At 67.3% G+C, this 23387-nt stretch carries 18 protein-coding genes; 5 read left to right on the top strand and 13 right to left on the bottom strand.

Annotated features, from left to right (window positions below):
* Positions 1-163 precede the first annotated feature (163 nt).
* The 7 genes from ACIQ6O_RS02070 to ACIQ6O_RS02040 form a co-directional block, all read right to left on the bottom strand.
* On the bottom strand, positions 164-1411 hold the full coding sequence (locus ACIQ6O_RS02070; protein ID WP_396206102.1) for an ABC transporter permease: 1248 nt from the start codon (positions 1409-1411) through the stop codon (positions 164-166).
* Positions 1412-1437: 26 nt separating this feature from the next.
* A complete protein-coding gene (locus ACIQ6O_RS02065) occupies positions 1438-2703 on the bottom strand; it encodes an ABC transporter permease (RefSeq protein WP_396206101.1) in 1266 nt (421 codons plus the stop codon).
* Between the two features lie 3 nt (positions 2704-2706).
* Positions 2707-3954, bottom strand: a complete 1248-nt coding sequence (locus ACIQ6O_RS02060; RefSeq protein WP_396206100.1) for an ABC transporter permease — start codon at positions 3952-3954, stop codon at positions 2707-2709.
* Between the two features lie 55 nt (positions 3955-4009).
* The gene (locus ACIQ6O_RS02055) at positions 4010-4813 is read right to left on the bottom strand and encodes an ABC transporter ATP-binding protein (RefSeq protein ID WP_396206099.1); all 804 of its coding nucleotides are present in this window, start codon (positions 4811-4813) and stop codon (positions 4010-4012) included.
* Positions 4810-6090: an efflux RND transporter periplasmic adaptor subunit gene (locus ACIQ6O_RS02050; protein ID WP_396206098.1), complete on the bottom strand. Its 1281-nt coding sequence runs from the start codon at positions 6088-6090 to the stop codon at positions 4810-4812. The genes ACIQ6O_RS02055 and ACIQ6O_RS02050 overlap by 4 nt, the downstream gene beginning before the upstream one ends.
* A 12-nt stretch (positions 6091-6102) precedes the next feature.
* Positions 6103-7593, bottom strand: coding sequence for a TolC family protein (locus ACIQ6O_RS02045; protein ID WP_396206097.1), 1491 nt, complete (start codon positions 7591-7593; stop codon positions 6103-6105).
* Positions 7594-7712: 119 nt separating this feature from the next.
* The gene (locus tag ACIQ6O_RS02040; protein WP_396206096.1) at positions 7713-8450 is read right to left on the bottom strand and encodes a hypothetical protein; all 738 of its coding nucleotides are present in this window, start codon (positions 8448-8450) and stop codon (positions 7713-7715) included.
* A 171-nt stretch (positions 8451-8621) separates the two neighbouring features.
* Between ACIQ6O_RS02040 and ACIQ6O_RS02035 the strand changes: the two genes are divergently transcribed.
* A complete protein-coding gene (locus tag ACIQ6O_RS02035) occupies positions 8622-12677 on the top strand; it encodes an ATP-binding protein (RefSeq protein WP_396206095.1) in 4056 nt (1351 codons plus the stop codon).
* Positions 12678-12685: 8 nt separating this feature from the next.
* Positions 12686-14470, top strand: coding sequence for a protein kinase (locus tag ACIQ6O_RS02030; RefSeq protein ID WP_396206094.1), 1785 nt, complete (start codon positions 12686-12688; stop codon positions 14468-14470).
* On the opposite strand, the gene ACIQ6O_RS02025 is transcribed toward ACIQ6O_RS02030, so the two are convergent.
* The 3 genes from ACIQ6O_RS02025 to ACIQ6O_RS02015 form a co-directional block, all read right to left on the bottom strand.
* Positions 14454-15740 carry a diguanylate cyclase domain-containing protein gene (locus ACIQ6O_RS02025; RefSeq protein WP_396206093.1) on the bottom strand — a complete coding sequence of 429 codons (1287 nt, stop codon included), beginning with the start codon at positions 15738-15740 and terminating at the stop codon, positions 14454-14456. The two genes, ACIQ6O_RS02030 and ACIQ6O_RS02025, sit on opposite strands and share 17 nt — an antisense overlap.
* A 363-nt stretch (positions 15741-16103) precedes the next feature.
* Positions 16104-17690 carry a sodium/solute symporter gene (locus ACIQ6O_RS02020; RefSeq protein WP_396206092.1) on the bottom strand — a complete coding sequence of 529 codons (1587 nt, stop codon included), beginning with the start codon at positions 17688-17690 and terminating at the stop codon, positions 16104-16106.
* Positions 17690-18025: a DUF485 domain-containing protein gene (locus tag ACIQ6O_RS02015; protein ID WP_396206091.1), complete on the bottom strand. Its 336-nt coding sequence runs from the start codon at positions 18023-18025 to the stop codon at positions 17690-17692. The genes ACIQ6O_RS02020 and ACIQ6O_RS02015 overlap by 1 nt, the downstream gene beginning before the upstream one ends.
* A 116-nt stretch (positions 18026-18141) precedes the next feature.
* On the opposite strand from ACIQ6O_RS02015, the gene ACIQ6O_RS02010 reads away from it, so the two are divergent.
* Positions 18142-18582 carry a vitamin K epoxide reductase family protein gene (locus tag ACIQ6O_RS02010; RefSeq protein ID WP_396206090.1) on the top strand — a complete coding sequence of 147 codons (441 nt, stop codon included), beginning with the start codon at positions 18142-18144 and terminating at the stop codon, positions 18580-18582.
* Positions 18583-18728: 146 nt separating this feature from the next.
* Here ACIQ6O_RS02010 and ACIQ6O_RS02005 read toward each other — a convergent pair whose 3' ends face one another.
* Positions 18729-19256, bottom strand: coding sequence for a TlpA family protein disulfide reductase (locus ACIQ6O_RS02005; protein WP_396206089.1), 528 nt, complete (start codon positions 19254-19256; stop codon positions 18729-18731).
* Positions 19257-19291: 35 nt separating this feature from the next.
* Between ACIQ6O_RS02005 and ACIQ6O_RS02000 the strand changes: the two genes are divergently transcribed.
* The gene (locus ACIQ6O_RS02000; RefSeq protein WP_396206088.1) at positions 19292-20083 is read left to right on the top strand and encodes a ubiquinone/menaquinone biosynthesis methyltransferase; all 792 of its coding nucleotides are present in this window, start codon (positions 19292-19294) and stop codon (positions 20081-20083) included.
* A 269-nt stretch (positions 20084-20352) separates the two neighbouring features.
* Here the strand turns inward: ACIQ6O_RS02000 and ACIQ6O_RS01995 are convergent, their stop codons facing one another.
* Positions 20353-21057 carry a 4'-phosphopantetheinyl transferase superfamily protein gene (locus ACIQ6O_RS01995; protein ID WP_396206087.1) on the bottom strand — a complete coding sequence of 235 codons (705 nt, stop codon included), beginning with the start codon at positions 21055-21057 and terminating at the stop codon, positions 20353-20355.
* Positions 21058-21113: 56 nt separating this feature from the next.
* Between ACIQ6O_RS01995 and ACIQ6O_RS01990 the strand changes: the two genes are divergently transcribed.
* On the top strand, positions 21114-22466 hold the full coding sequence (locus ACIQ6O_RS01990) for an MFS transporter (RefSeq protein ID WP_396206086.1): 1353 nt from the start codon (positions 21114-21116) through the stop codon (positions 22464-22466).
* Between the two features lie 110 nt (positions 22467-22576).
* Here the strand turns inward: ACIQ6O_RS01990 and ACIQ6O_RS01985 are convergent.
* The coding region (locus tag ACIQ6O_RS01985; protein WP_396206085.1) for a threonine/serine exporter family protein at positions 22577-23387 on the bottom strand (811 nt) is incomplete at its 5' end.

Here is a 23387-nt window from a genome sequence, read left to right as displayed (position 1 = left end):
AGCGGATGCCGTTCACCACAGCGCCCATGGCCACCACCACGAACACGCCGATGGCGACGCCGGCGATGGTGAGACCGGCGCGGACCTTGTTGCCGCGAATGGCCTCGAGCGCCATGCCCACGCCTTCCAACACCAGCAGCAGACTATTCATGCGATGTGTTCCTCAGTCGGCGCGCAGCGCGGCAATGGGGTCGAGCTGCGAGGCACGGCTGGCCGGGTACAAGCCGGCGCCGATGCCAACACCGGCCCCCGTGACGAGGGCGGCCGCAATCGACCACGGTGCGACCGCCGCCGGTAACGGCGTGAACACGGCGACCAGTTTGGCGAGACCGATACCCAGGCCGATCCCGATGGCGGCGCCGAGGGTGCTCAGCGTGGCGGCCTCCACGAGGAACTGCGAGAGGATGTCCTGGCGCTTCGCCCCCAGGGCCTTGCGCACGCCGATCTCCCGGGTGCGTTCAGCAACGGCCACGAGCATGATGTTCATGATCACCATCGCGCCCACAATGAGGCTGATGGCCGGCAGGGCGGTGCCGAACAGGACGAGGCGTCCCTTGAGCTGCTTGATGAAGCCGAACGCGGCGTCCTGCGTCACGATGCCGAAGTTGTCCGGCTCCCCGGCGCGCAGGCCGCGGAAGGCCCGGAGCGAACCCCGTGCCAGTTCGATGCCCTCGGCGAGGTCGGCCTGCGTGGGGGCCTGCACGATGAGTGAGCTGAAATCGCGCAGCGGCCGGATGATGCGCTGCATGGGCGACGTATACGGCGCGATCGCCAGGCGATCGAGCGAAAACCCGAACACCGAGCCCTGCTTCTCCACCACGCCGATCACCGTGAACGGCACGCCCGAGACGCGCAGTGCGCGCCCAACGGGATTGAGTCCCGGGAAGAAATGATCGGCCACGTCGACGCCAATCACGAGCACCGGGGACCCGGCGCGCACTTCCTGGTCGGTGAACGCGCGCCCCTGATCGACAGCAAACTTCTTGATCGCGAAGTAATTCGCGTCAGTGGACACGGCCTGCACTTGTCGCGGCCGGGCCCCGGGCGCCGAGGCGTATTTGAACGTCTCGCTCGAAATGGTCGCACTCATCGACGGCGGAAGCGCAGCGCGCACGGCATCGACGTCAGGCATGCGCAGGAGCGGCCGGCGCTGCGCGGCGCGCGAATCGCTACCGCGGTTACCGCCGGGGCCACCCGCCACATTGTCGAAGCGGCGCACCGTAAAGGTGTTGGTGCCAATGAGTCGCGAGGCGAAGTCTTCCTCGACGTACTTGCCCATGCCTTCGACGATGGACACCACGGCGATGAGGAACATCACGCCGATCGTGACCCCGAGCAGGGTAAAGGCACTCTTCAGTTTCTGGACGCGGAGCTGAGCCAGCGCCAGGAGAATGGCATCAAAGGTTCTCACCCCTGAAGCTTAATACCTCCTGGCCATTACTCGTACCGCAGCGCTTCCACGGGATCCAGCCGGGCGGCCCGGCTGGCCGGGAGCATCCCGAACAGGATACCGGTGATCGCACTCGCGCCGAGGGCGGCGACCACGGCCATGGGGGGGATGCTGGCGTTGATCGGGGTGACGTTACGGATGACCAGCGAGGCCACCCACCCCACGAACAACCCGATCGCCCCGCCGATCCCGGTGAGCGTCGCCGCTTCGACCAGGAACTGCCACAGAATGGTCGCCCGCGTGGCGCCCAACGCCTTGCGTACGCCGATCTCCCGGGTGCGCTCGGTCACGGAGATCATCATGATGGCCACCACGCCTACGCCCCCCACGATGAGCCCCACACCCGACAGCGCGATCATCACCAGAAAGAACATGCCGAAGATCTTGTTGTAGGTCTCGAACAGTTTGTCCTGCGTGATGATCGAGAAGCTTGATTCGTCGGCGGGCCGGGCACCGCGGAGACCGCGCAGCGTCGCGGTGACATCATCGATCGCCAGATCACGGGCAAGCGTCGGATTGAGGCTCTCACGGGGCTTCACGGCGAGGCCGATATTGCTTTCGCGCGCCCCGATGTGCCGAACGAGCGAGGTGACGGGCACCACCGCCTTGGGACGCTCACCGCCGGACAGGAAGCTGCTGTTGTCCTTGAACACCCCGATCACCTCGAACGGCACGTCGTTCATCATGATCGCCTTGCCCACCGGATCGGCGTCGCCGAAGAGTCGCTGGGCCATAAGCGTGCTCACCACGGCTACCCGCGCGCCGGTACGCGCTTCGGTGGTGGTGAAGGCGCGACCGGGGTAGACCTCGGGGGCATTGATGAGCGTCCACTCCGCCGAGTATCCCTCGACACTCGTGGACGACAGCTCGGTGCCGCGATACCGCACCTTGGCTCCCCAGTCGAGCCGCTCACCGACCGCTTCGATGGTGGGCAGGCGCCGGAGTGCCTCGACCTCGCCGGTGCGGATGGGGGGATTGCGCAGCCATTTGCAGCTGTCCTCGCTACCGTCGCAGTTTTCGAAGCTGATGGGAAAGCGGGAGACGAAGAACGTGGTGGGGCCGGTGCTCGCAAAGTCCTTGGCGACCGACTGGTTGATGCCGTGCACGGCCGCCGAAATGGCCACCACCACGAAGACACCGACGGCAATGCCGAGAATGGTGAGCCCGGCGCGTATCTTGTTTGCGCGCACGGCGTCGATCGCGATGCGCACCCCTTCACCGACGGCGGAGAGACGTGTGGAGAACTCGCTCATGGGTTACTCCTGCCGCAGCGCGAGGATGGGGTCGAGACGCGCGGCGCGGCTGGCCGGATACACCCCTGAGATGATGCCCACGCCGGCGCCGAGGGCGACGCCCACCACGATGGACCATGGTGCTACGCTGGCGGGAAGCGGCGATACGGCTGCGATGAGCTGCGCGAGCCCGATGCCGAGGGCGACGCCGATCGCCGACCCCAGCGTCCCGAGCGTGGACGCTTCGATGAGGAACTGCAGCAGGATGTCGCGTCGCTTCGCGCCCAGCGCCTTGCGGATGCCAATCTCGCGCGTACGCTCGGCGACCGCGACGAGCATGATGTTCATGATCACGATGGCGCCCACCACGAGTCCGATCGCGGGCAAGGCCACGCCGGCGAGTACGAGGTAGCCCTTGATCTTGTTCCAGAACTCGAGCGCCGAATCGGCCGTTTGCAGTGAGAAGTTGTCCTTCTGCGCGGGGCGGAGCCTGCGCTGCGCCCGCATGGCGGCGCGCACGAGTTCCATGTTCTCGGTCATCGCGGCCGCGTTGGGGGACTGGATCACCACGGCGTCGACGATGTTGGGGCGCGAATTGAGCAGACGCCGCGCCGGTGAGCGGAACGATGCGATCACGAAGTTGTCGAAGGACATGCCAAACACCTTGCCCTGCGATTCGCCGATGCCGACCACCCGATACGGTACGCCGCCCATCTTGAGTTCGCGGCCAAGCGGGTCGAGCCCGGGGAAGAGACGGTCGGCGGCGTCGGGTCCGATCACGACGGCCTTTTCGCCACGGTCGAGCTCCTGGTCGGAAAGCAGTCGGCCCCTGGTGACTCCCAACTTCTTCACGGTGAAGTAGTCACCCTGCACGGCGAGGGCCCGGACCTGGCGCGGTTTGCCACTCGTACTGCTGGTGGCCATCGTCATGTCTTCGCTGTACAGGTACCACTTGGTGTCGCTGGGGAGCGTCGCCGTTGCCGGCTCCACATCGGTGATGTCCAGACGCGGACGCTTCTGGTACTCCAGCCACGTCGCCTCGTCCACATCGCCGATGTTGATGTTTGGGCGATGGCGCAGCTCGAAGGTATTCACGGCGATGAGCTTGCCGATGAGATCCTCCTCCATGTAGCGCCCCATCCCTTCGACGATGGAGACCACGGAGATGAGGAACATCACACCGATGCACACGCCCAGGAGCGTGAAGACGCTCTTCAGCTTCTGGGTGCGGATGGTGCGCAGCGCCAAACGAACGGCATCAAAAAACGGCACGGGGCCTCGCGGAAAGCGGTGACCCCGTGCCGTACGGCTCGTGCGCGCGGTGGTTTCAGTGCGAGGCGTTCGTGAGCCCCACCCGCTCGATGAACTGTTCGCGCGTCTCGTCGCTCGAGATGACGCCGTCGCGCAACACCACCACACGGCGCGCGTGCGCCGCGATGTCGGGCTCGTGCGTCACCATCACCACGGTCTGTCCCTGCTGCGCGAGCTCTTCGAACACGCGCATGATTTCCTCGGAGGTGGTGGAGTCGAGATTGCCCGTGGGTTCGTCGGCCAGCAGAATGGAGGGCCGATTGACCAGTGCACGGGCAATGGCCACACGCTGGCGCTGACCACCCGAGAGTTCGTTGGGGCGATGGTGCATGCGTTCGCCGAGCTGTACGCGCTCAAGCGCTTCCGTCGCGCGCTTCTTTCGCTCGTCGGCCGAGACGCCGGCGTACACGAGCGGCAACTCCACGTTCTGCAGGGCTGACGCGCGTGGCAACAGGTTGAACGTCTGGAAGACGAAGCCGATTTCCTTGTTGCGTACGCGGGCCAGCTGGTCGTCGCTCATTTCGCTCACCAGCTGACCACTCAGCCAATACTCACCCTCGTTGGGCGTGTCGAGGCAGCCGATGAGGTTCATGAGCGTGGACTTGCCCGAGCCGGACGGCCCCATGATGGCCACATACTCGTTGCGGCGAATGGCGAGATCGACACCGCGGAGCGCACGCACGATTTCGCCGCCCATGTCGTACTGCCGCTTGAGCTGGCGCGTGACAATCACCCATCCCTTGTCGGGCGACGCGCCGTGCGTGGCCGTGACGACTGCACGTTCCGCCGTGGTGCTGAGCCCGATGTCGTGCGAGCTCACGGCTTCTTCTCCGCCGGTTTCTTCTCGGCCACGGCTTCCTTCACAAGGGCGCCGTCCTTCAGCTCACGGATGGCCTGGTACGTGCCGGCCACGATCTTCTCGCCTGCCTTGAGGCCGTCGAGTACCTCGAAGTGGCGCTCGCCGGCGATGCCGACCTTCACGGGGCGGAAACTCACCTTGTTGTCGGTGCCCACGATGAACACGCCTTCCACATCGCGCTTGCCCACCTGCTTGGTGGGCTGACGGCCCACGGTCACGGCCGAGTCGCCATTGGGCAGGTCCTCGTTCTCACGCACCGTCAGCGCGATGATCGGAATGCTCAGCACCTTCGTGCGCCTCGCGGTGACGATCTTGGCGGTGGCCGAGAAGTCGGGGCGCGTTTCGGTGGGCGGGTTCACGAGCTGCACGCGCACTTCATAGTCGATGGCCTGGTCGCCCGCCGCCGCCGCCGTGCCTGTCTTGTTCACCGAGCTGTTGGAGATCTCCACGACCTGGCCCACAAATGCCGTGTCAGGGAAGGCGTCGATCTGGATGAGCGCCGAGTCGCCCACGCTGATGCGGGCCACGTCGGTCTCGTCGACCTTCACCTTGGTCTCGAGGATGCTCATGTCGCTGATCGTGAGCAGCGTGGCGGCATCCTTGTTGAGCGTTCCCATGATCGCCGTTTCGCCTTCTTCCACGTTGAGGCGGGTGATCTTGCCGCTCATGGGAGCGGTGATAGTCGTGCGGCTCAAGGCCTGCCGTGCGTCACGCACCGACGCCTGTGCCTGTTCGACCGAGTAGTTGGCGGCTTCGGCGAGCGCCTTGTTCACTTCCGACTGCGTGCGCAGCTGTTCGAGCTGCTCCTCGCTCACGAGGTTGGGCGACTGCTTCTGGATGGCAAGGGAGCGCTCGTAATTGCGCTGCGCCTGAATGAGGTTGGCCTTGGCCTGCGCCGCCTGCGCGCGGGTCGACGCGAGGGTGGCCTCGGCGCGCTGTAGCGCCGCGGTGGCCTGCTCGGGGTCGATCTGGAGCAGGAGTTGCCCCTTGGTGACCATCTCCCCTTCCTTGACCACCAGTCGCACGATCTTGCCGGTCACGTCGGCCGACACGTCGACCTTGGTGCGCGGCTGGATCTGCCCGCTGGCCGTCACCGACGCCACGAGGTCCCGCGATTCCACGCCCTCGATGCGCACTTCGGTGGCCTTGGTCTTGTTCTTGTTGGCGGCGACCACGGCGAGGGCGACCACGCCCACGAGGACCACGCCGCCGATGGCGTATTTGGCTGTCTTGTTCATGTCTGGGCTCAGTTAGCGAAGCGGACGACCGACGGCATTCTCAAGCGCGGCGAAAGCGCGCTGCACGTCGTACACGGCGGTGATGCGGTCGGTCTCGGCGCGTTCGTAATCGCCACGCGCCTGCACCAGATCGACGAGACTGATGGCACCCACCCGGTAGCGCTCCTGCGCCAGCGAAAGGGTCGTGCGCGCCGTGCGCACGTTCTGCTCCTGCAGCGTTACGGTCTGCTGCGCAGTGTTGAGCTGCAACCAGGCGGCTGTGACATCGGCCGTGACACGCAGCTCCTGCGTGCGCGTGTTGTTTTCAGCGTTGCGGCGCTGCACCGACGCCTGCTCGATCTGCTGCTCACGGCGGAAGCCGTTGAAGAGGGGCAGGGAGAGGCTGGCCGACACACTGTACGGATTCCGTGTGAAGTCGAAGGGGTACTTGCCCTGCGACGTGCGGATCGCCTGCTCCTGCGCGGAGGTGAAGGTCAGCCCTTCGCAGATGGCCAGGTTGTTGGCGAGCTGCAGGCGGGCGCGCACTTCTTCGGTACGGATGCAGGAGCCGCGTTGCGCGAGCAGGCTCGTGCGTGACTGGTCGATGAGCTGGTTCGTGTTGGTGAACCGATTGGTGAACGCCGACACGCCGGCTTGCAACGACAGCGAGGGGTAGTACCCGCTCCTGGCCGATGACAGCTGACGGCGGGCCGATTCCTCACGCTGCTTGAGTGCACCGAGGGCGGGATTGGCGCGCTTGGCCATATCGAGTACGCCCTGCATCTCGAGCGTCGGCGGGGCCGGGAGATTCTGGTCGAGCGTGGTCCCCGCGATCGGCGGCATGCCGATCTGCTGGAAGAGCCGGACGATCTCGACCTGGGCGGTGTTCTTGGCGCGCAGTGCGGCCACGCGCTGCTGGCCGTCGGCCACTTCGGCGCGCTGCACATCGAGCTGCGTGCCGGAGCCGACCTGCAGTCGGGCGCGGGCCAACTGCAACTGCGCCGTGGTGGTCACGAGCAACGTGTCCTGCAGGAGGGCATTGGCCTGCGCCTGCAGTGCGGTGAGGTACTGGTTGATGACGTTGTTGCGAACGTTCACCTCAGCCGCCGCGATATCGGATTCCACCGCTTCCTGCTCGGCCTTCACGGCTCGCCGGTCGTTGAGCGCGCCGAGCGAGAGATTGAGGTTGGTCGAGGCGCTGGCGTCGGTGGAGAGCTGGTCGTTGGTCGAACCGAACCCCTGACCCTGGAAGAAGGTCTGACGGCCTTCACGGTAGCCGCCGCCGAAGCTGCTGTTGACGTTGGGGAGAAACGCCCCGTTCGCCGCCCGGACGTTCGCTGCGGCCGTGCGGCGCGCGTTGACGGAGTTGGCGAGGGCAGGGTTGTTGCGACGGGCCAAGGTGAGCGCGTCGGCCAGCGTCAGGACGTTCCCCTGAGCGGCTGACGGCGTCTGGGCGACGAGTGCGGCTGGCGTGTACATCCCGCCGGCACAACCGATCGCGAGCGCGAGCACGTGAAGTCTCACGGGAATTCTCATGGCGTTGATACGAAGAATGGAGAATGAGGACTGCGGGGCGTACGGCCCCCGTCCGGAAATGGTTTCAAGGTCGGCCGGGTTCGTCATCCGGCTGTCAGTTGGTTGCGTCATCGCGGTACATCGTCGCGCACGGCATCGAGACCACGCGAGGGGATGCTGAGTCGCAGGAGCAGCCCGTCGCCTTCGGCCCACACGAGGCGCGCCTCTCCGTTTGCCGTGACGATGCGAAAGCGGCGCGCCGTTCGCCGGGCCCCTGCGACCACCACCACATCACGTTCTGCCTCGAGAACAACGCGTACCGCCCCTTGTGAGTTGGCGGTGGGCGTGAGAGAGGGGAGGGTCACCCCGGCACCTTCGGTCAGTCGGCGCCTCACAAGGAGTGCGTGCTGCACAATGCCGTCGTCCTCGACCACCACCGCGCCCGGACGCAGGAGATACTCCCGGGCCGATTCGCCCGTAATGCTGCGCGCCAGCGTGGCGAAGCGGCCCCGTACCCGCTGGCCGCCCAGGCGTAACGTCTCCTCGGCCCCTCGACGCGCTTCCACGGAATAGCGCACCGGCGTCCCGGCCGAATCGGCCTCGAGGCGGAGCGCGGTGCGGGTGTCACCGAAAGCGGATTCCGACCGCACCTCGATCGTGCCGCCGTCGTTGGTCATGACCCGTTGCATCGAGAACTGCTCGCGCCCGGCTCGCTGTCCGTTGACCGTGATCGTGAAGCTGCCCTCGTCGAGCCGCACCTGCTGGGCCGCGGCCATGGAAAGCGGCGTGGCGGCCATGGCGGCAAGGGCCGTGGTCGCAAGGGCACGTCGGACTCCCGGAACGAATTGCGCAGCGGGTCGGGGCATCCATACAACATAACCGGCACAGGGACCCCCTTCGCCTCCGGGAACACGGCGGGGTATTGTGGGGCCATGGACTCGCCGCTCGTTTCCACGCCCGTTTCGGGACCGTCGCCTTCGGAATCGTCCCCTGCGGGGGCGCCCCCAGCCACCGCGACTCGATGGCCCACCGCTTGGGTGCTCGGCACCACGGTGGCCATGGTGGCGCTGGCGTGGTGGCAGCAGGAGCCCGGATGGTGGCGCCTCATGCCGGCGGTCTTCGGGACGATCGCGTCGGCGTCGTTCGTGCCGTGGGTGCGCCGTCCGCGCCTGTTCGCGAGTCTTACCGCCACCGCGCTGGTGGTGGCCTGCCTCATGGGCGCCAGCGAGACGGCCACCCTCGAGTCCATCAAGCGTGACTGGGTGTCGTGGTCGGCCGAGGAGCGGGAGGACCGGGCGCGTCGGGTTGCCGAGCGGGTGAGTGAGGTGGCGTGGTCGTTGCGGAGCGCTGCCGAGCTCTCGGCTACCGATAGTGCGCTGGTGGCGCGGACACTGGCGGGAGCGCCCGTGGGGATCGCCCCGCCACTGTCTCCCGAGATCGAGTCGGCCATTCTCGTGTATCGTCGAGGGGTACTCGTCGCGCGGGCCGGCCAGATGCACACGCCGGTGGGCCCCGGTGGCCCCTCTGGCGTGGTGATTGCCGATGGCCCGTTCCACACCTCGCTCGTGGCGAGGGCGCGTAGCGCCGATGCCGCGGTCGAAATCGTCACGACCGCGCTGATCACCTCGGCGCCGCCCGGCGATCGGTTTACCCGCACGCTCCTGCAGACCCTGCCCGGCGATATCGACGTGGCGCACACGCGCATCGAGTCCCCGGACAGCACCGGCGTGGTACAGGGCGAAACCGCGGTGCTGGTACGCGACGGGACACACGTGCTGGCCCGGGTGCATGCCACCACCTACACGGAGGGGGAAACGCGACTCGCGCTGCAACAGCGTGCGCGTCTGCGCAGCGGCGCTGCACTGATCGTGGCGCTGCTCGCCTTCCTGGTGGTGGCGTGGCGCCGGCCAGCCAGCACGATTGAGCGCATCGCGGGCGCATCCGCGGTGTTGCTGACCGTGGCGGTGGCGCCGCTGTCGGCGCTTTCCAACGTGTCCACGCTCTTCGACCCGCGCAGTTTCTTTGCCCCGATGGGTGGCCCGCTGACGTCGACCGTGGTCGCCCTGATGGCCACCGCGGCGATGGCACTGGCCGTGTTGCTGTTCGCACTGCGCGCCACCTTGCAGCGTCCATCGCGACCGGTCGCCATTGGGTTGGTGCTGCTCAGCGCCGCCGGGGGGCCGTTCGTGCTGCGTGATCTCGCGCGCGGCATCACGCCGCCGCCGACTGGGGCGGGGTTTACGGTGTGGATCGCGTGGCAGCTGGCGCTCGCGCTCGCCGGTGTCACGATCCTCCTCGCGGCGGCCTCGGCTGGACAGACGGCGCTGGGGAACCGGCGCGGGTTCCCGCCGGCGCTCGCCGTGCTCACGGCCCTGTTCAGCGCCGTGCTCGCGCCCATGATCTGGGACGCTCCGGGCACGTGGCCTGCATGGTATCCCATACCGTGGGTGGCGGCGATCGCCTGCCTCGCGCTCACCCGCCGCGGCCTGGCGCAGGTCGCGGCCGCGGCGGTGGTGGCGGGTGCGGGTGCCTCCACCCTCACCTGGGGGGCGACCATCCGCGCCCGCCTGTCGCTGGCCGAGCACGACATCCAGCGTGTTGGTGAGAGCGACCTCGATGCGCAGCGGCTGCTCGAGCGGTTCGCGATTTCGCTCCGCGACGAAGTCCGGCCGGTGCAGACGAGCGAAGCGCTGCTCCGCCGGTATGCCGCCAGTGAGTTGGCCCGTGCCGGGTACGCGGCACGACTCGCCCGCTGGAGTCCCAGCGCCATCGACACGCCCGTATCGGTGCTGGAACTCGCTCCCGTGCTCGACACCATCGAGGCGCAGTCGTACGTGGCGATGATGGCGCGCGAAACCGGTGTGGTGGAATTCCGCGAGGCGCGTGATGGCGTGCGGCGCATGCTGCTCGCGGCGGTGCCGGCGCCTGATGGCACGGTCACCACCATCGCGCTGCCGCCCCGCTCCAGCCTGCTGCCCGCTGATCCGTTCTCCACGTTTATCGGCGTGGTGGGTGAGCGCGGTCGTGAGGCGCCGTACCGCTTGTCGCTCAGCGCGGCGCCGGCGGGGGCCACGCCATCAACGCAACTGCGCTGGCGGCGTCTTGGGGATGTGCTGCACGGTGATGGGGTGGCGGGGGAAGGGCAGGATGTGAACCTCGTGCACGCCGAGGTCGATCTCGGTGGTCTCGACCTGCTGTTACCGCGTGGGGCGTTGCTGGTGATGCTCGACGTGCTCGTCGTAATGCTCATCTGGTCGGCGACCGCACTGGCCGACGGGGCCCTCGGGCGCTTGCTGGCCGTGCGCCGGGCGCGCTGGTCGCGCTCGTACCGAGTGCGGCTATCCGGTGCGTTGCTCGGGTTCTTCATCGCCCCGGCGGCCATCTTCGCCTTGTGGGCGTGGTATCGGTTGCAGGACGACGATCGGGCCACCCGCGAGCTGCTCGTGCGCGAAACGCTACGCGTGGCGGCCGCTGAGCAGGAGCAGCGGCCGGTGGGATCGGCGCCAAGCAGCACGGGGGCGCCCCTCTTTCTCTATCGCGACGGGGTGCTGAGCCAAGCCAGTGACCCGCTCCTCGATGCGTTGGCGCCCCTCGGCCGGCTCCTCCCCGTGTCGCTCACGGCCGATGAGATGGGCAGCGACGACGTATTCACCACCCGGCGACTCACCACCGGACCGATACGGGCACTCGTTGGTTTTCGGCTACTCTCGCGCGGGCTCGGTCTCAACGTACCCGGCTCGCCGGCGAGTGTGCTGGTGACGCCGGCGCGAGGCAATGAGTTCGCTCTTGATGATCGGCGTGAGGATCTCGGAATCCTCGTCCTGTTTGCCACCATGCTCGGTGCATTGGCCGCGATCTGGTCGAGCGGTATCGCGGCGCGCGCGCTCGCCCGTCCGGTTGGCGCCCTGCGTGAAGCGGCGCTCTACCTCGCCGCGGGACGGCCGGCCCCTACGCTCGGGGCGGCCCCGGCGACGGAGTTCGCACCGGTGTATCGCGCCTTCACGCGCATGGCCGATGATCTGCACACCAGCCGGGCCGCCCTCGAGGCCGCACAGCGTCGCACCGACGCCGTGCTGCAGAACGTCGCCACCGGCGTGGTGGCACTCCTGCGCGACGGCAGCATCATCCTCGCCAACCCGCGTGCGGGTGCCCTGCTGGGGGCCGAGGTGCGGGGGGCCGCGATGACGCTGGCGCAGTTGCCACCCCGCCTGTCGACGCTGGTCGAGCAGTGTGCGGCGTTTCTCGCGCGGGACGACTACGAGGAGGCCTTCGAGCTCGCCCTCGGCGGGCGACAGCTGCAGGCACGACTGACGCGACTGCCGACCGGCGCCGTGCTCACGGTCGATGACATCACCGACCTCGCGAGCGCCCAGCGCGTGTTGGCGTGGGGCGAGATGGCGCGACAGGTTGCGCACGAGATCAAGAATCCGCTCACGCCCATCCGGCTCGGGGTACAGCACCTGCGCCGCGCTTATCGCGACGGTCGGGGCGACTTCGGCGAGATTCTCGATCGGAACGTGGGCCGCGTACTCGAGGAGATCGATCACCTCGATGAAATCGCGCGGGCCTTCAGCCGCTATGGCACCGCCCCATCGGAGCGCGCGCCGGCCGTGCCGGTGAATGTGACCGAGGTGGTGCACGACGTGGTGGGTCTCGAGCGACTGGGCGATCATGCCGACCAGGGACAGCGGGTGCACTGGAGCGTGGTGGCGCCAGGCGAAACGGCCGCGTTCGCCCTCGGCCAGCGGGATGAACTGCGCGAGGTGCTGATCAACGTGCTGGAGAACGCGCGTTTGGCCGGGGCCACCGAGGTCTCGCTGACGGTGACCGCCCGTGATGCCGTGGTGGTGCTCGACATCGCCGACAATGGCGGCGGCATCGCGGCGGACGTGTTGCCACATGTGTTCGAACCACATTTTTCGACCCGCACCAGCGGAAGCGGACTCGGCCTCGCGATCAGTCGTCGGCTCATCGAAGGGTGGGGCGGCACGATCGGCGTGACGAGTCGCATCGGCCAGGGCACCACGGTGAGCATCACCCTCGCGCGCGCGTCGGCCATCGTCCCGGAAGCATCTGAGCCCCGGCCGCGTTAATCTTGAGTATGGCTGAATCGCTCCCGACCACGGACCAGACCCCAACGGCGTCGCCACCGCCGCACCTCGAGGAGTGGCAGTTGCCACCGGGCTGGTCGTGGGGAAGCGAAGCCATCCGTCGTGAGCATCGCCACTATCAGGAAGTGGTCGATGCGCTCGGGCGATCGCTGTCGCTGGTCAGTATTCCTGATCCGGCGCACGCTGACTGGTTGCGGCACGAAGCGCGCTCCCTCGCGCACCGTAATCATCCGTCGATTCCCACCACGTACCACTATTGGGCGTCGTACGAGGAGAGCCGCCGTGGCCCCGGGTACCTGCGTCGCTGGATCGGCGGCGAAACGGTGCATTCGCGGGTATCGCGACTGGGCCCTGATTCCATCCAGGTGGGTTTTCAGGTGCTGCGCGAAGCCGGCAGCACACTGGCCTACCTCCACGACACGACGGCGGCGCATGGCGCGTTGTCGGCGAGCACCGTGTGGCTCACCCCAGGCGGGCGCCTGTGGCTGTTGGGCTGGGAGTGGGTGCTGCCCCGTGATCAACGGCCGGCCGGACTTACGCCAGATCCCCGGTTCACCCCCTGGGCCCCCGAGTGGAACGCGACAGGATGGAAGCCCACGGCCGCGTCGGATCAGTGGCAGCTGGCGGCGATGCTGTTCGTGATGCTCACCGGCGAGACGCCACCCGAGCGGGATGTCCCGCCGCTGCAGCTGCTGCGCAGCGATTGCCCGCATGCGCTCGCCGTGGTGCTGGAGCGTGCCCTCGCCTACGACCCGGGTGATCGCTTCCCGAGCATCGCGACGATGCTGCGCGAACTCGATCGCAACGTGTCGGTGCGCCCCACGCTTATCGCCCCGGAGGGGGACGAACTCCCAACGGCGCTCGACAGCGCCGAGGGGCGGTTGCGCTGGGCCACGTCCGACGACTACGAGATTCTCGCCCCGCTCGGCACCGGGCAGTTCGGAAGCGTGTGGCGGGCGCGTGATCTGTCGTTGTCGCGGGAGGTGGCGATCAAGGTGCTGCACCCCCACATCGCGCGCGACGATGTGGCGGTCGCGCGTTTCCGTCGTGAAGCGCGGCTCGCCGCGCAGCTGGCGCATGCCGCCATCGTTCCGATCTACGACAGCGATGGCCGTGGGGGCGTGGTGTGGTACACCATGGAGCTCGCCGAAGGTGGCTCGGTGGCGAATCTCGTGGCCCGAAGCGGTGCGCGTCCGTTCGAGGAAATCGCGCCGCAGGTGGACGAGGTGCTCGAGGCACTCTTCGCGGCGCACAACAGCGGCATCATCCATCGCGATCTCAAGCCGGAAAACATTCTGATCGACCGGTATCGCCGCTGGCGGATCGGTGACTTCGGCATCGCCTATGCTTTGGGCGATGAGAAGACGGGGACATCGGGAACACCGGCGTTTGCGGCGCCTGAGCAACTGCTGGGTGAAGCCCAGGGGCCCGCTACCGACCTCTTCGCGCTTGCCAGCATCGTGTACTTCGTCTTGGCTGGGCGGCCGCCATTCGGCGACGGGCCTGCCGAGTACATCCTGGCCAGGCAGTTGTCAGATGCCTTCCCCGAGCAGCTGCCACAGGATGGGTTTCCCGACGAACTCGGCTCATGGATCGCGCGTGGGCTCGCGCCGCGTGTCGACGACCGCTTCGCCGATGCACAGGAAATGCGAACGGCGTGGCGCCAGGTGGTCCGGGCGACACGCCGTGCTGAGGATCAACGTCCGTGGTGGCGCCGGCTCCTCGAGGGCATCACCGACGAAGAGCCGGCGGAGTCGGTTACGCCGGACTGGTAACCCCGCGCTCCATCGGCATGGGGGGGAGTGACGGCGTCAGCGCTGTGACCAGACCGTTGGTGACGGGGGTGCCGAGATTACGCGCCGCAGCCATGGCCACGGCGGCCACTTCGGGCGGGATGGATACCGCCGGCATCTGGCGCGGCGTACGGCGCGGTGTACGTACCGGCTTGTTGACAGCTGCCGCCAACGTCACGGCGCGACGGCGCTTGCGGGCGTACAGCAACTGGTCGGCACGCTGCAGCAGTTCGCAGATACTGGCCGGGTCCGAGGGACGCACGCGGGTGTGGCCGATCGTGATTCCGATGGTCGTCGGGAGCACCCCCGAGGCGTTCAGCAGCGTGAGCTGCTCCTCGATGCGCTTCTGGATGACACGTGCGCCCATGCCGTCGGCATCAAGCGCCAGCACCGTGAACTCGTCGCCGCCCAGTCGCGCCACCACGTCGCAGTCCCGCACCGTGTTGCGCAGCAACCGCGCCACTTCCTTGAGTGCCTTGTCGCCCACCGCGTGGCCGTAGCTGTCGTTGAGCTCCTTGAATCCGTTCATGTCCACATACATCACCACCGCGTCCTTGCCGTGCCGACGCGCCACGCGCAGCTGCTGCTCGGCGAGTGCCATGAACCCGCGCCGGTTGTGCAGGCGCGTGAGATCGTCGGTGAGTGACGCCTTGCGCAGGCGAAGCTCTTCGCGCTTGGGCGTCGAGATGTCGTGCAGCGTAACGGCGATGCCATCAGTGGTGGGCGCCGCCTGGTGGCGAATCCAGCTGGCTTGGACGACCCGGCGATCGACACGAAGGTCTTCGGCCATCGGAGTCAGGAATGTCACGGCTTCGACATAGCGATCGAAGAGCAACGAACCCATGACGGGAAGGTCGCGGCGGAGGCGCAGGCCCATCAGGTCGCCCGCCTTTCGGTACAGGAGCGCCGCGCCGCGCGCGTTGGCATCCGTGATCTCGAAATCGATGATCTCCCCCTGCCGGTCGCGCACCGCGCGGAGGAGAAACATGCCGTCCATGCTGGCCTGCATGGCGTCCTGCAAGCGCCGCACGCGCCCCTCGAGCGTCGCATCGGTTTGCAAACGACGCAGCAATTCCTGATGCAGCAGTCGCCAGCCAGTCACCGCCATGATCAGGGAGAGCGCCGACAGATAGGGCGCGGCAGCGACGAAGTTCGGTACCGCGAGCGATCCGGCGGATACGAGGATGGTGAGGGCAGAGAGCAGGGCGAGCGTGCCCCAGAAGGCCGTGCGCAACGCGAGTCGATCGAACATGGATGAGATCCACGGAGTCCATCGGGGCTCGAACCTGCGTCGGCTCTACCACCGCACCGTATCAGCCCGAGCTGATCCGGCACCGGTCGATAATGCAGAGCGCGTGCCATGATCTGATCTCGCCCAGCGTCGCTGTTGGAATCGACCGTGGAAAACGCCCTTAAGTATTTGTTTTTCATATATTTACATGAGTGTCTGCCGGTTCGATGTGATTTCGTGCTTGAAAGCAAGTTTGTGAGCCGGACAAATTTGCCTAGCTCGATAACTTGGTATTCGCTTCCGAGTATTCTCTTTGGGCCGCTAGGACGAAATTGCCGGTCTTGGGTTCGAGAGCACGAATAAGGGCGTCCGCGAGCCGGTGGGTCAGTCGGCGCCGAGGAGTAGGCGCTGCTCGAGCGCGGTGTATCGCGCATCGCCGCCGCGGTCGGGGACCAGGAGCGAGATCACGATGCCCGTGACGAATGACAGCGGAATCGTCACCAGCGCCGGGTTCTTGAGTGGGAAGATCGCGCTGGTCTTGTGGAGCAGGTCCACCTGTACGGCTGGCGAGAGCGCGATGAGCAAGAGCGTCGCTGTGGTGCCGACCACCATACTGGCAGCGGCCCCGGCGGTGCTGGTGCGTCGCCAGAACACGCTCAACACGAGGGCCGGGAAGTTGGCGCTGGCCGCGATGGCGAAGGCCAGTCCGACCATGAAGGCGACATTCTGCCCCTTGAAGGCCACGCCGAGCGCGATGGCGACCAGGGCGAGGCCGATGGTGGCAAGACGGGCCACCTTGAGTTCTTCCCCCGGCTTGGGGTGGCCTTTGCGGACCACGCTCGACCAGAGGTCGTGAGAGATCGCCGCGGCGCCAGAGAGCGCGAGGCCGGCCACCACCGCGAGAATGGTGGCGAAGGCCACGGCGGCGATGAAGCCGAGGAAGGGACGCCCACCCAGCAGTTCTGCCAGCATGGGAGCGGCCATGTTGCCGCCGGCGTCGATGCTCTTGATGACGGTGGGCCCCACGAGCACCATGGCGCCGAAGCCCAGGATGAACGTCATCAGATAGAACATCCCGATGAGCCCCGTGGCGATGAACACCGACTTCCGTGCGGCGACGGCATCCGGCACCGTATAGAAGCGCATGAGGATGTGCGGCAGCCCCGCCGTGCCGAACATGAGCGCGAGGCCGAGGGAGATGGCGTCGAGCGGGTTGGAGACGAGCTTCCCGGGCGCCAGTACGCCGGCGCCCTGCTGTGCCGCGGCGGCCGCGAACAGGGCCCGCGGGTCGAAACCGAACTTGGCCAGCACCAGCAGTGCGAGCAGGGCCGCGCCGCCCAGTAGCAGGACGGCCTTCACGATCTGTACCCATGTGGTGGCCAGCATTCCACCGAACAGCACATACGCCATCATCGCCGCGCCCACGATCATCACTGCCGTTTCGTAGGGAATGCCGAAGAGCAGACGAATGAGACTGCCGGCTCCCACCATCTGTGCGATGAGGTAGAAGGCGATCGTGGCGAGGGTGCCGTAGGCCGCGCTGATGCGCACCGGCACCGGGTTGAGTCGGGCGGCCACCACGTCGGCGAAGGTATAGCGCCCCAGGTTGCGAAGGGGTTCGGCGATGAGGAACAGCACCACCGGCCACCCGACCAGCCAGCCGGTGGAGTAGATGAGCCCATCGAAGCCGCTGGTGGAGACGAGGCCGGCGATGCCGAGGAACGAGGCGGCGCTCATATAGTCGCCGGCGAGCGCAAAGCCGTTCTGGCCGGCGGTCACCGAGCGTCCGGCGGCATAGAAGTGGTCGGCGGTTTGCGTTCGCCGCGCTGCCCACCAGGTGATGCCGAGGGTGATGCAGATGAAGACGGCGAAAAACCCGATCGCGACGGGATCCGGGGTCCCAAAGCTCGTCCCAGCCGGTGCTGGAGCGGGAGCGCCGGTGGCCGCCTGAAGCAGCAGCAGTGTCGGCATCAGCGTCGCTCCTTATCCGATTCGTCCACCGAGCCATGCGCTGCCTTGAGCGCCGCCAGCGCCGGGTCGTACACGCGGTTGGCCCACGAGATGTACAGCCACGTGAGCACCCACGCCGAGACGATGACGCAGGCGCCAAGGACGATCCCGATGGAGAGGCCGTCGCTCACGAGGGTGGCGAGGAACTGCGGCCTGAAGGCTACCAAGGCGATGAAGCCGAAGTAGACCAGCACCATGCCGGTCGTGAGCAGGGCGGCGACGCGCCACCGCTGGGCGGCCACCACGCGGGTGGCCTGCAGGGCGTCAGAAGCGGGAGAGGCGTGGAGGGGGGGCATAGCGCGCGAAGGTACGGTGCGGTGCGCTTATCCGCGAGCGTGTCCCCCTCTACCATTAGACTGGGTCGGCAGTGTCCGGCCGCTGTGCCGCGCCCCGTTTTCCCGTCGAGTGTCCCGTGAGTCTTCGCAAGATCATTGCTGTCCTCGCCCTGTTGAACGCCCTGGTGGCCACCTATCTCCATCTATGGAAGATCGGTCTGGCCGGCTCCCTGGCGTGCGGCGGCGGTCACGGTTGCGAATACATCCAGGGGAGTCAGTACGGCTGGTTCCTCGGCGTCGACGTCGCGCTCATCGGCGCGGTGGGCTACGGGGTGGTGTGTCTCGTCGCCACGATCGGCGCGCTGGCGCAATTCGAAGACGAGGTGTGGCCCGCGCGGCTGCTGCAGCTGCTGATCTTCTCGGCCTTTCTCTTCACGCTGCGCCTCAAGTACGCCGAGTTCATCATCCTCAAGGGTTTCTGTCCCTGGTGCGCCATCTCGGCGGTGTCGATCACCGTGATGACGGTGCTGATGGTGCTGGAGGGGAAGCGGGTTGGGCGGGTGAGCCGTGAGAGTTGAGTTGGAGCGCTGAGTCGGAGAACTGAGCACCGACACTGAGGACTGAGGACTGAGAACCGAGAACTGAAAACTCCCCGCCCCACTCGAGATCCCATGTCGGGCGGGGAGTTTTCAGTCGTCAGTCTTCGGTCATCAGTTACCATTGCCTACGGCACATCGGTCTCCCGCACCATCACCGCGAACAAGCGCGCGAGCTCGGGCTGGATGGGATAGCCAGGAATGGTGTGCACAATGCGGCCATTCCGGTCGAAGGCGATGAAGGTGGGCGTGCCGGGGTACTTGAAGAGCCGCTCGGCGTCCTCGCGCGTACCGGCGGGACCCACCAGGCGCGCGCCGCTGAGCTTCTCCTTCTCGAGCATGGGCACTCCGTCGGCCGCCCCTTCGAGGGTGAACAGGGTGAGGCCAGGCACCGGCTCACCGTCGGCCATGCGGCCAAAGTCGGCCAGGGCCTTCTTGCACCAGGGACAGGTGCGCGAGCTCACCATCACCACGGTGGGCTGCCCCTTGGGGACCAGTGCCACGCGCTGGCCGTTGATGTCGCGCACCATGGCCACGGCGAGCCGGTCCTGGGCGCTGCGCGCGGAGACACGTTTCGCGACGAGGCCCGCGCAGACGAAGGCCATGACGAGCAGCACCACGGTGCTGACACTGACGGTTCCGGAGCGGCGAGGCATCACGAGCGGGAGATCACGGTGTACACTTCGTAGCGATGGCTGAATATACCCCCACCCCGGAAGCCGTGCTCCGCACGCTCGACGTGAACGAGCACCTCGCCGACCCGTCGATCAAGCAGGCGTTCGTGACGCCGATGTTCGACATCATCGCGCCGCGCTACGACCGCTTCACACGGTGGTTCTCGTTCGGTATGGACGCCACGTGGAAGCGCGAAGCGATGGATGCCGTCCGCGAGGCCGCGCGCCGTATCCGCCCCGTGCAGCGCGCGCTCGATCTCGCCACCGGCACTGGTGACCTCGCCTTCGCGCTTGCCCGACTGTGGCCGGGCGTGCAGGTGGATGCGCTCGACGCCTCACCGCGCATGATCGATCAGGCGCGGCAGCGCTTGGCCGTGCGCGACGCGGACGTAGCGACCGCAGTGACGGCGATGGTCGGCGACATGATGGCGCTGCCGCAGGGCGACGCGTCGGTGGACGTGATCACCGCCAGCTATGCCGTGCGCAATGTGCCCGATGCACGCGGCGCCGTGCGCGAGATGGCACGCGTGCTGCGCCCCGGCGGCGTGCTGGTGACGCTGGACTTCTACAAGCCGGCGTTCGCGCCGTGGCGCGCGCTCTTCCTCGGCTATCTGCAGGTGGCCGGTGACATGGTGGGGTACGCATGGCACCGCGATCCGGTGGTGTATGGCTACATCGCCCGCAGCATCGCGCACTTCATGACCGAGGCGGAGTTCAGCGAATTGCTGAATGACGAGGGCTTCGATGTGGTGAGTGTGCAGTGCTACCTGTTCGGAGGGGTGGGGAGGCACGTGGCGCGGCGGCGTTAGGGCGGGATCGCGGGCGCGACTTTACTGCAGACGGCAGACGGCAGGAACCACAGCACGCAGTGACGGAGGAATGCGGTAGAACAACACGGGAGCCTGCGCTGCGCGCGGCTCCCGATATCCCCACCGCAAAGGAAATCGGGCGCACCGCGAAGCGGTGGCGCCCGTTTTGTTGTACCGCATTCCTCCCGGACTGCGTGCTGTAGTGCCTGCCGTCTGCCGTCTGCTGTCTGCTGGTAAGGCGCCGTTACACCCGCCGTTACCCGCCGCCGTTACCTGTGACTCTCCGCCCACGCCACGATCCACTCATCCTCCGGCTGCCACCCCGCCTCGATGCGCACCTCGGCCACTGATGCTTCCGGCAGGTGCAGCGTCACCTGCGCGCGGCCGTCGGTGAGGTCGAGCTCCACCTCGGTGAATCGCACGTAGCGCTCCACGAATGGATCGATCGCCTTGTACACCGCTTCCTTGAGTGCGAAGTGCACCAGGACCTGCTCGCGCCCCGCGAGCGTGTCTTCGCCCCACTGCTGCACGTAGTCGTACTCGCGCGCGGTGAGAATCTTCCGCGCCACCGAGCGCGCGGCGAGATCGCGCTCCTGCGGACGGTGTTCGAGGTCGATGCCGATGTGCTGCAGCGATGCCGCGCGCGGCGCGACGGCAGCCATGGCCAGGGTGCGCTTGTGGGTCACCGAACCGGTGACGTGCGCGGGGAGCGACGGGGCCCCGCGGGGCGTGCGCAGAATCGGCGTTGCTTGGGCATCTGCGGCAGCATCGGGCAGTTGCCGGAGTGCCGATCGGAGTGCCTCGCGCCCCGCCACGAATGTCGCGCGACGCCCCGGCGCAAGTGTCGTGGCCAACTCCGCTTCGGCCGCGTGCAGGGCACCGGCGTCGACGGCCGCTTCGAGCACCCGGGGCCAGTCTGTATCGGGAATCTCACGGACGGCGGCTCGGGTGAGCACGAGCGAGGGATGAGGCATCCCGAAAAGTACGGGGGACGGGTGCAATTGTGTGAGCCGCTCTTCAGCTTTCATGAGTGACCAGTCCTGCCTCTTCCGACCACACCGCTGCGCCAGCCCCGAATCTAAAACGGGCGTGGTTCGCCGTAGCGGTGCTCACGCTGGCCAACATCTCCGGCTTTCTCGACCGGCAGATCCTTTCGCTGCTCGTGCAACCGCTGCGGCGTGATTTCGGGCTCACCGATACTGACGTGAGCCTCCTGATGGGGCTCAGCTTCACGATCTTCTACTCGCTGCTGGGGTTGCCGATCGGGCGCTGGGTCGATCGGGGCTCACGCCCGAAGATCATCGCCATTGGCGCAGCGGTGTGGAGTGTGCTGACCGTGCTGACTGGATCGGCGCGAAGCTATGCCCAGCTCTTCGCCGCACGCGTTGGGGTGGGGGTGGGCGAGGCCACGATCGGGCCGGCTGCCGTGTCGCTCATTGCGGATCAGTTCCCGCACCGGCGGCTCGCGACCGCGATGAGCGTGTACCAGATGGGATCCTTCGCAGGGGCGGGCATCGCCTATGCGCTCGGCGCGTTCGTGGTCGGACGGCTCGACGTTCCCGGCCGCCTGACGCTCCCCTGGGGCACCGAGATCTTTCCGTGGCAGACAGTGTTCTTCTGGGTGGGGCTGCCCGGACTGTTGGTCGCGCTGGTGGCACTGCTCATCCGCGAGCCTCGTGGTGAGAGCGCCAGTGCGCAATCGCGCGAGGTGGAAGTGCCGCTGCGCGATGTCGTGCGCTACATGCGTGCGAATGCGCGGGCCATCGGGGCGTTGTCCTTCGGCTTCGCGTTCTCGCTCAGTGTGAACTTCGGCGTGGGCGCATGGCTCGCAACGTTCCTCGTGCGCACGCACGGGTGGACCATCGAGCGTGCTGGCCTGCTGCAGGGCGTGCTGACATTCGTAGTCGGCCCGCTGGGGGTGCTGCTGGGCGGGCGCCTGACCGACAGGTGGGCTCGCAGTGGCCAGGTGGATGCTCCACTCCGGGTCGGGATGGTCGCCGCCGGCGGCATGCTCGTGTCGGCCGGGCTCTATCCGCTCGTGCCGTCGGTGGCCTTGGTCGTTCCGCTCCTGGTGGCGGTGAACGTCTTTGCCGCGTTGCCATGGGGCGCCGCCAGTGCTGCCGTGGCCGAAGTGATGCCGCCGCGCATGCGCGGTCAGGGCAGTGCGGTCTACCAGCTCATCGTGAATCTGGTGGCAGGCGTGCTGGGGCCCACCGCGGTGGCGGTCCTCACCGATCGTGTTTTCGCCGATCCACTCGCCATTCGCTACAGCCTATCCATCCTCGCCGTGGTGGGAATGACGCTCGTGTTGGCCCTGCTTGGCTGGGCGCGTCCGGCATTCATTCGCACCGTGACAATGCTGCGCGAACAAGCGGGTGACTGACGACTGAAAACTATCACTACACACTACAAACTCCCCGCCCCAAAGAGGTCTCGTTGAGGCAAGGAGTTCCGAGTGTGTAGTGACAGTTTTCGTTTGTCGGTTCTAACGACTCACGACCGAACCCGATTCGGCGCTCGCGTCACCACATTGCCGGCGAGAATGCCGGCGGCGAGCGAGATCCCCACGATCGCCACGCGGAAGCCGGTTTGAATGCCGGTCTCCACTTCCTGGCCCAGCAGCGACGTCACGCTGCGGAACCCGATGCTGCCGGGCACGAGAATGAGCAGCCCCGGCACCTGCGTGACCATGGCGACGCGGCGGCGCGCCCGCGCGAGTAGGTTGCTGCCGGCGCTCACGACGAACGCACCGAGAAAGGCCCCAAGCTCTTCGCCGACGGCGGCGCCCGCGAGCTTGCTCGTGATGTACGCCGCGGCGCAGGCGATCACGATGAGTGGCGCGTCCTGACGTCGCGCGCTCAGCAGCACCGTGAAGGCGAGCGGCGCAACAAGAAGCCCCGCCCATTCAGCCCACCCCGGCAGCATCGTGCGCGGGAGCGCGCCGTCGAGCATCGGGAGCAGGTGACTCAGCGCGTTGCCGGCCGCCCCGCCGGCCTTGGCGCCTAGCGCCAGACCGAAGCCGAGGCCGAGGAAGGTCACGATGGCCCCGCTCAATCGCGCCGTGCCGCTCGCGAGATGCCTGGTCGAGAGCTCGGTGAGGGCCACCGTGAACGTGAGGCCGGGGAGGAGAATCGCGAGCCCCGCGAGGCTGGTTGCATAGCCGGTGCGCGTGCCCAGCACCCCGTCGATGGTGAAGGCGAGGGTGGTGACCACGAAGCCGGCGAGCGGCTCGGTCACGTGACGCGTGCTCTCCCAACGGCTGGCCGTGAGCGCCGTAATGGCCGTGACGAGGCCCAGGAATGCT

The sequence above is a fragment of the Gemmatimonas sp. genome (genome assembly GCF_044345575.1).
Taxonomy (GTDB): Bacteria; Gemmatimonadota; Gemmatimonadetes; order Gemmatimonadales; family Gemmatimonadaceae; genus Gemmatimonas.
This window is presented reverse-complemented; position numbering and strand designations above follow the sequence as displayed.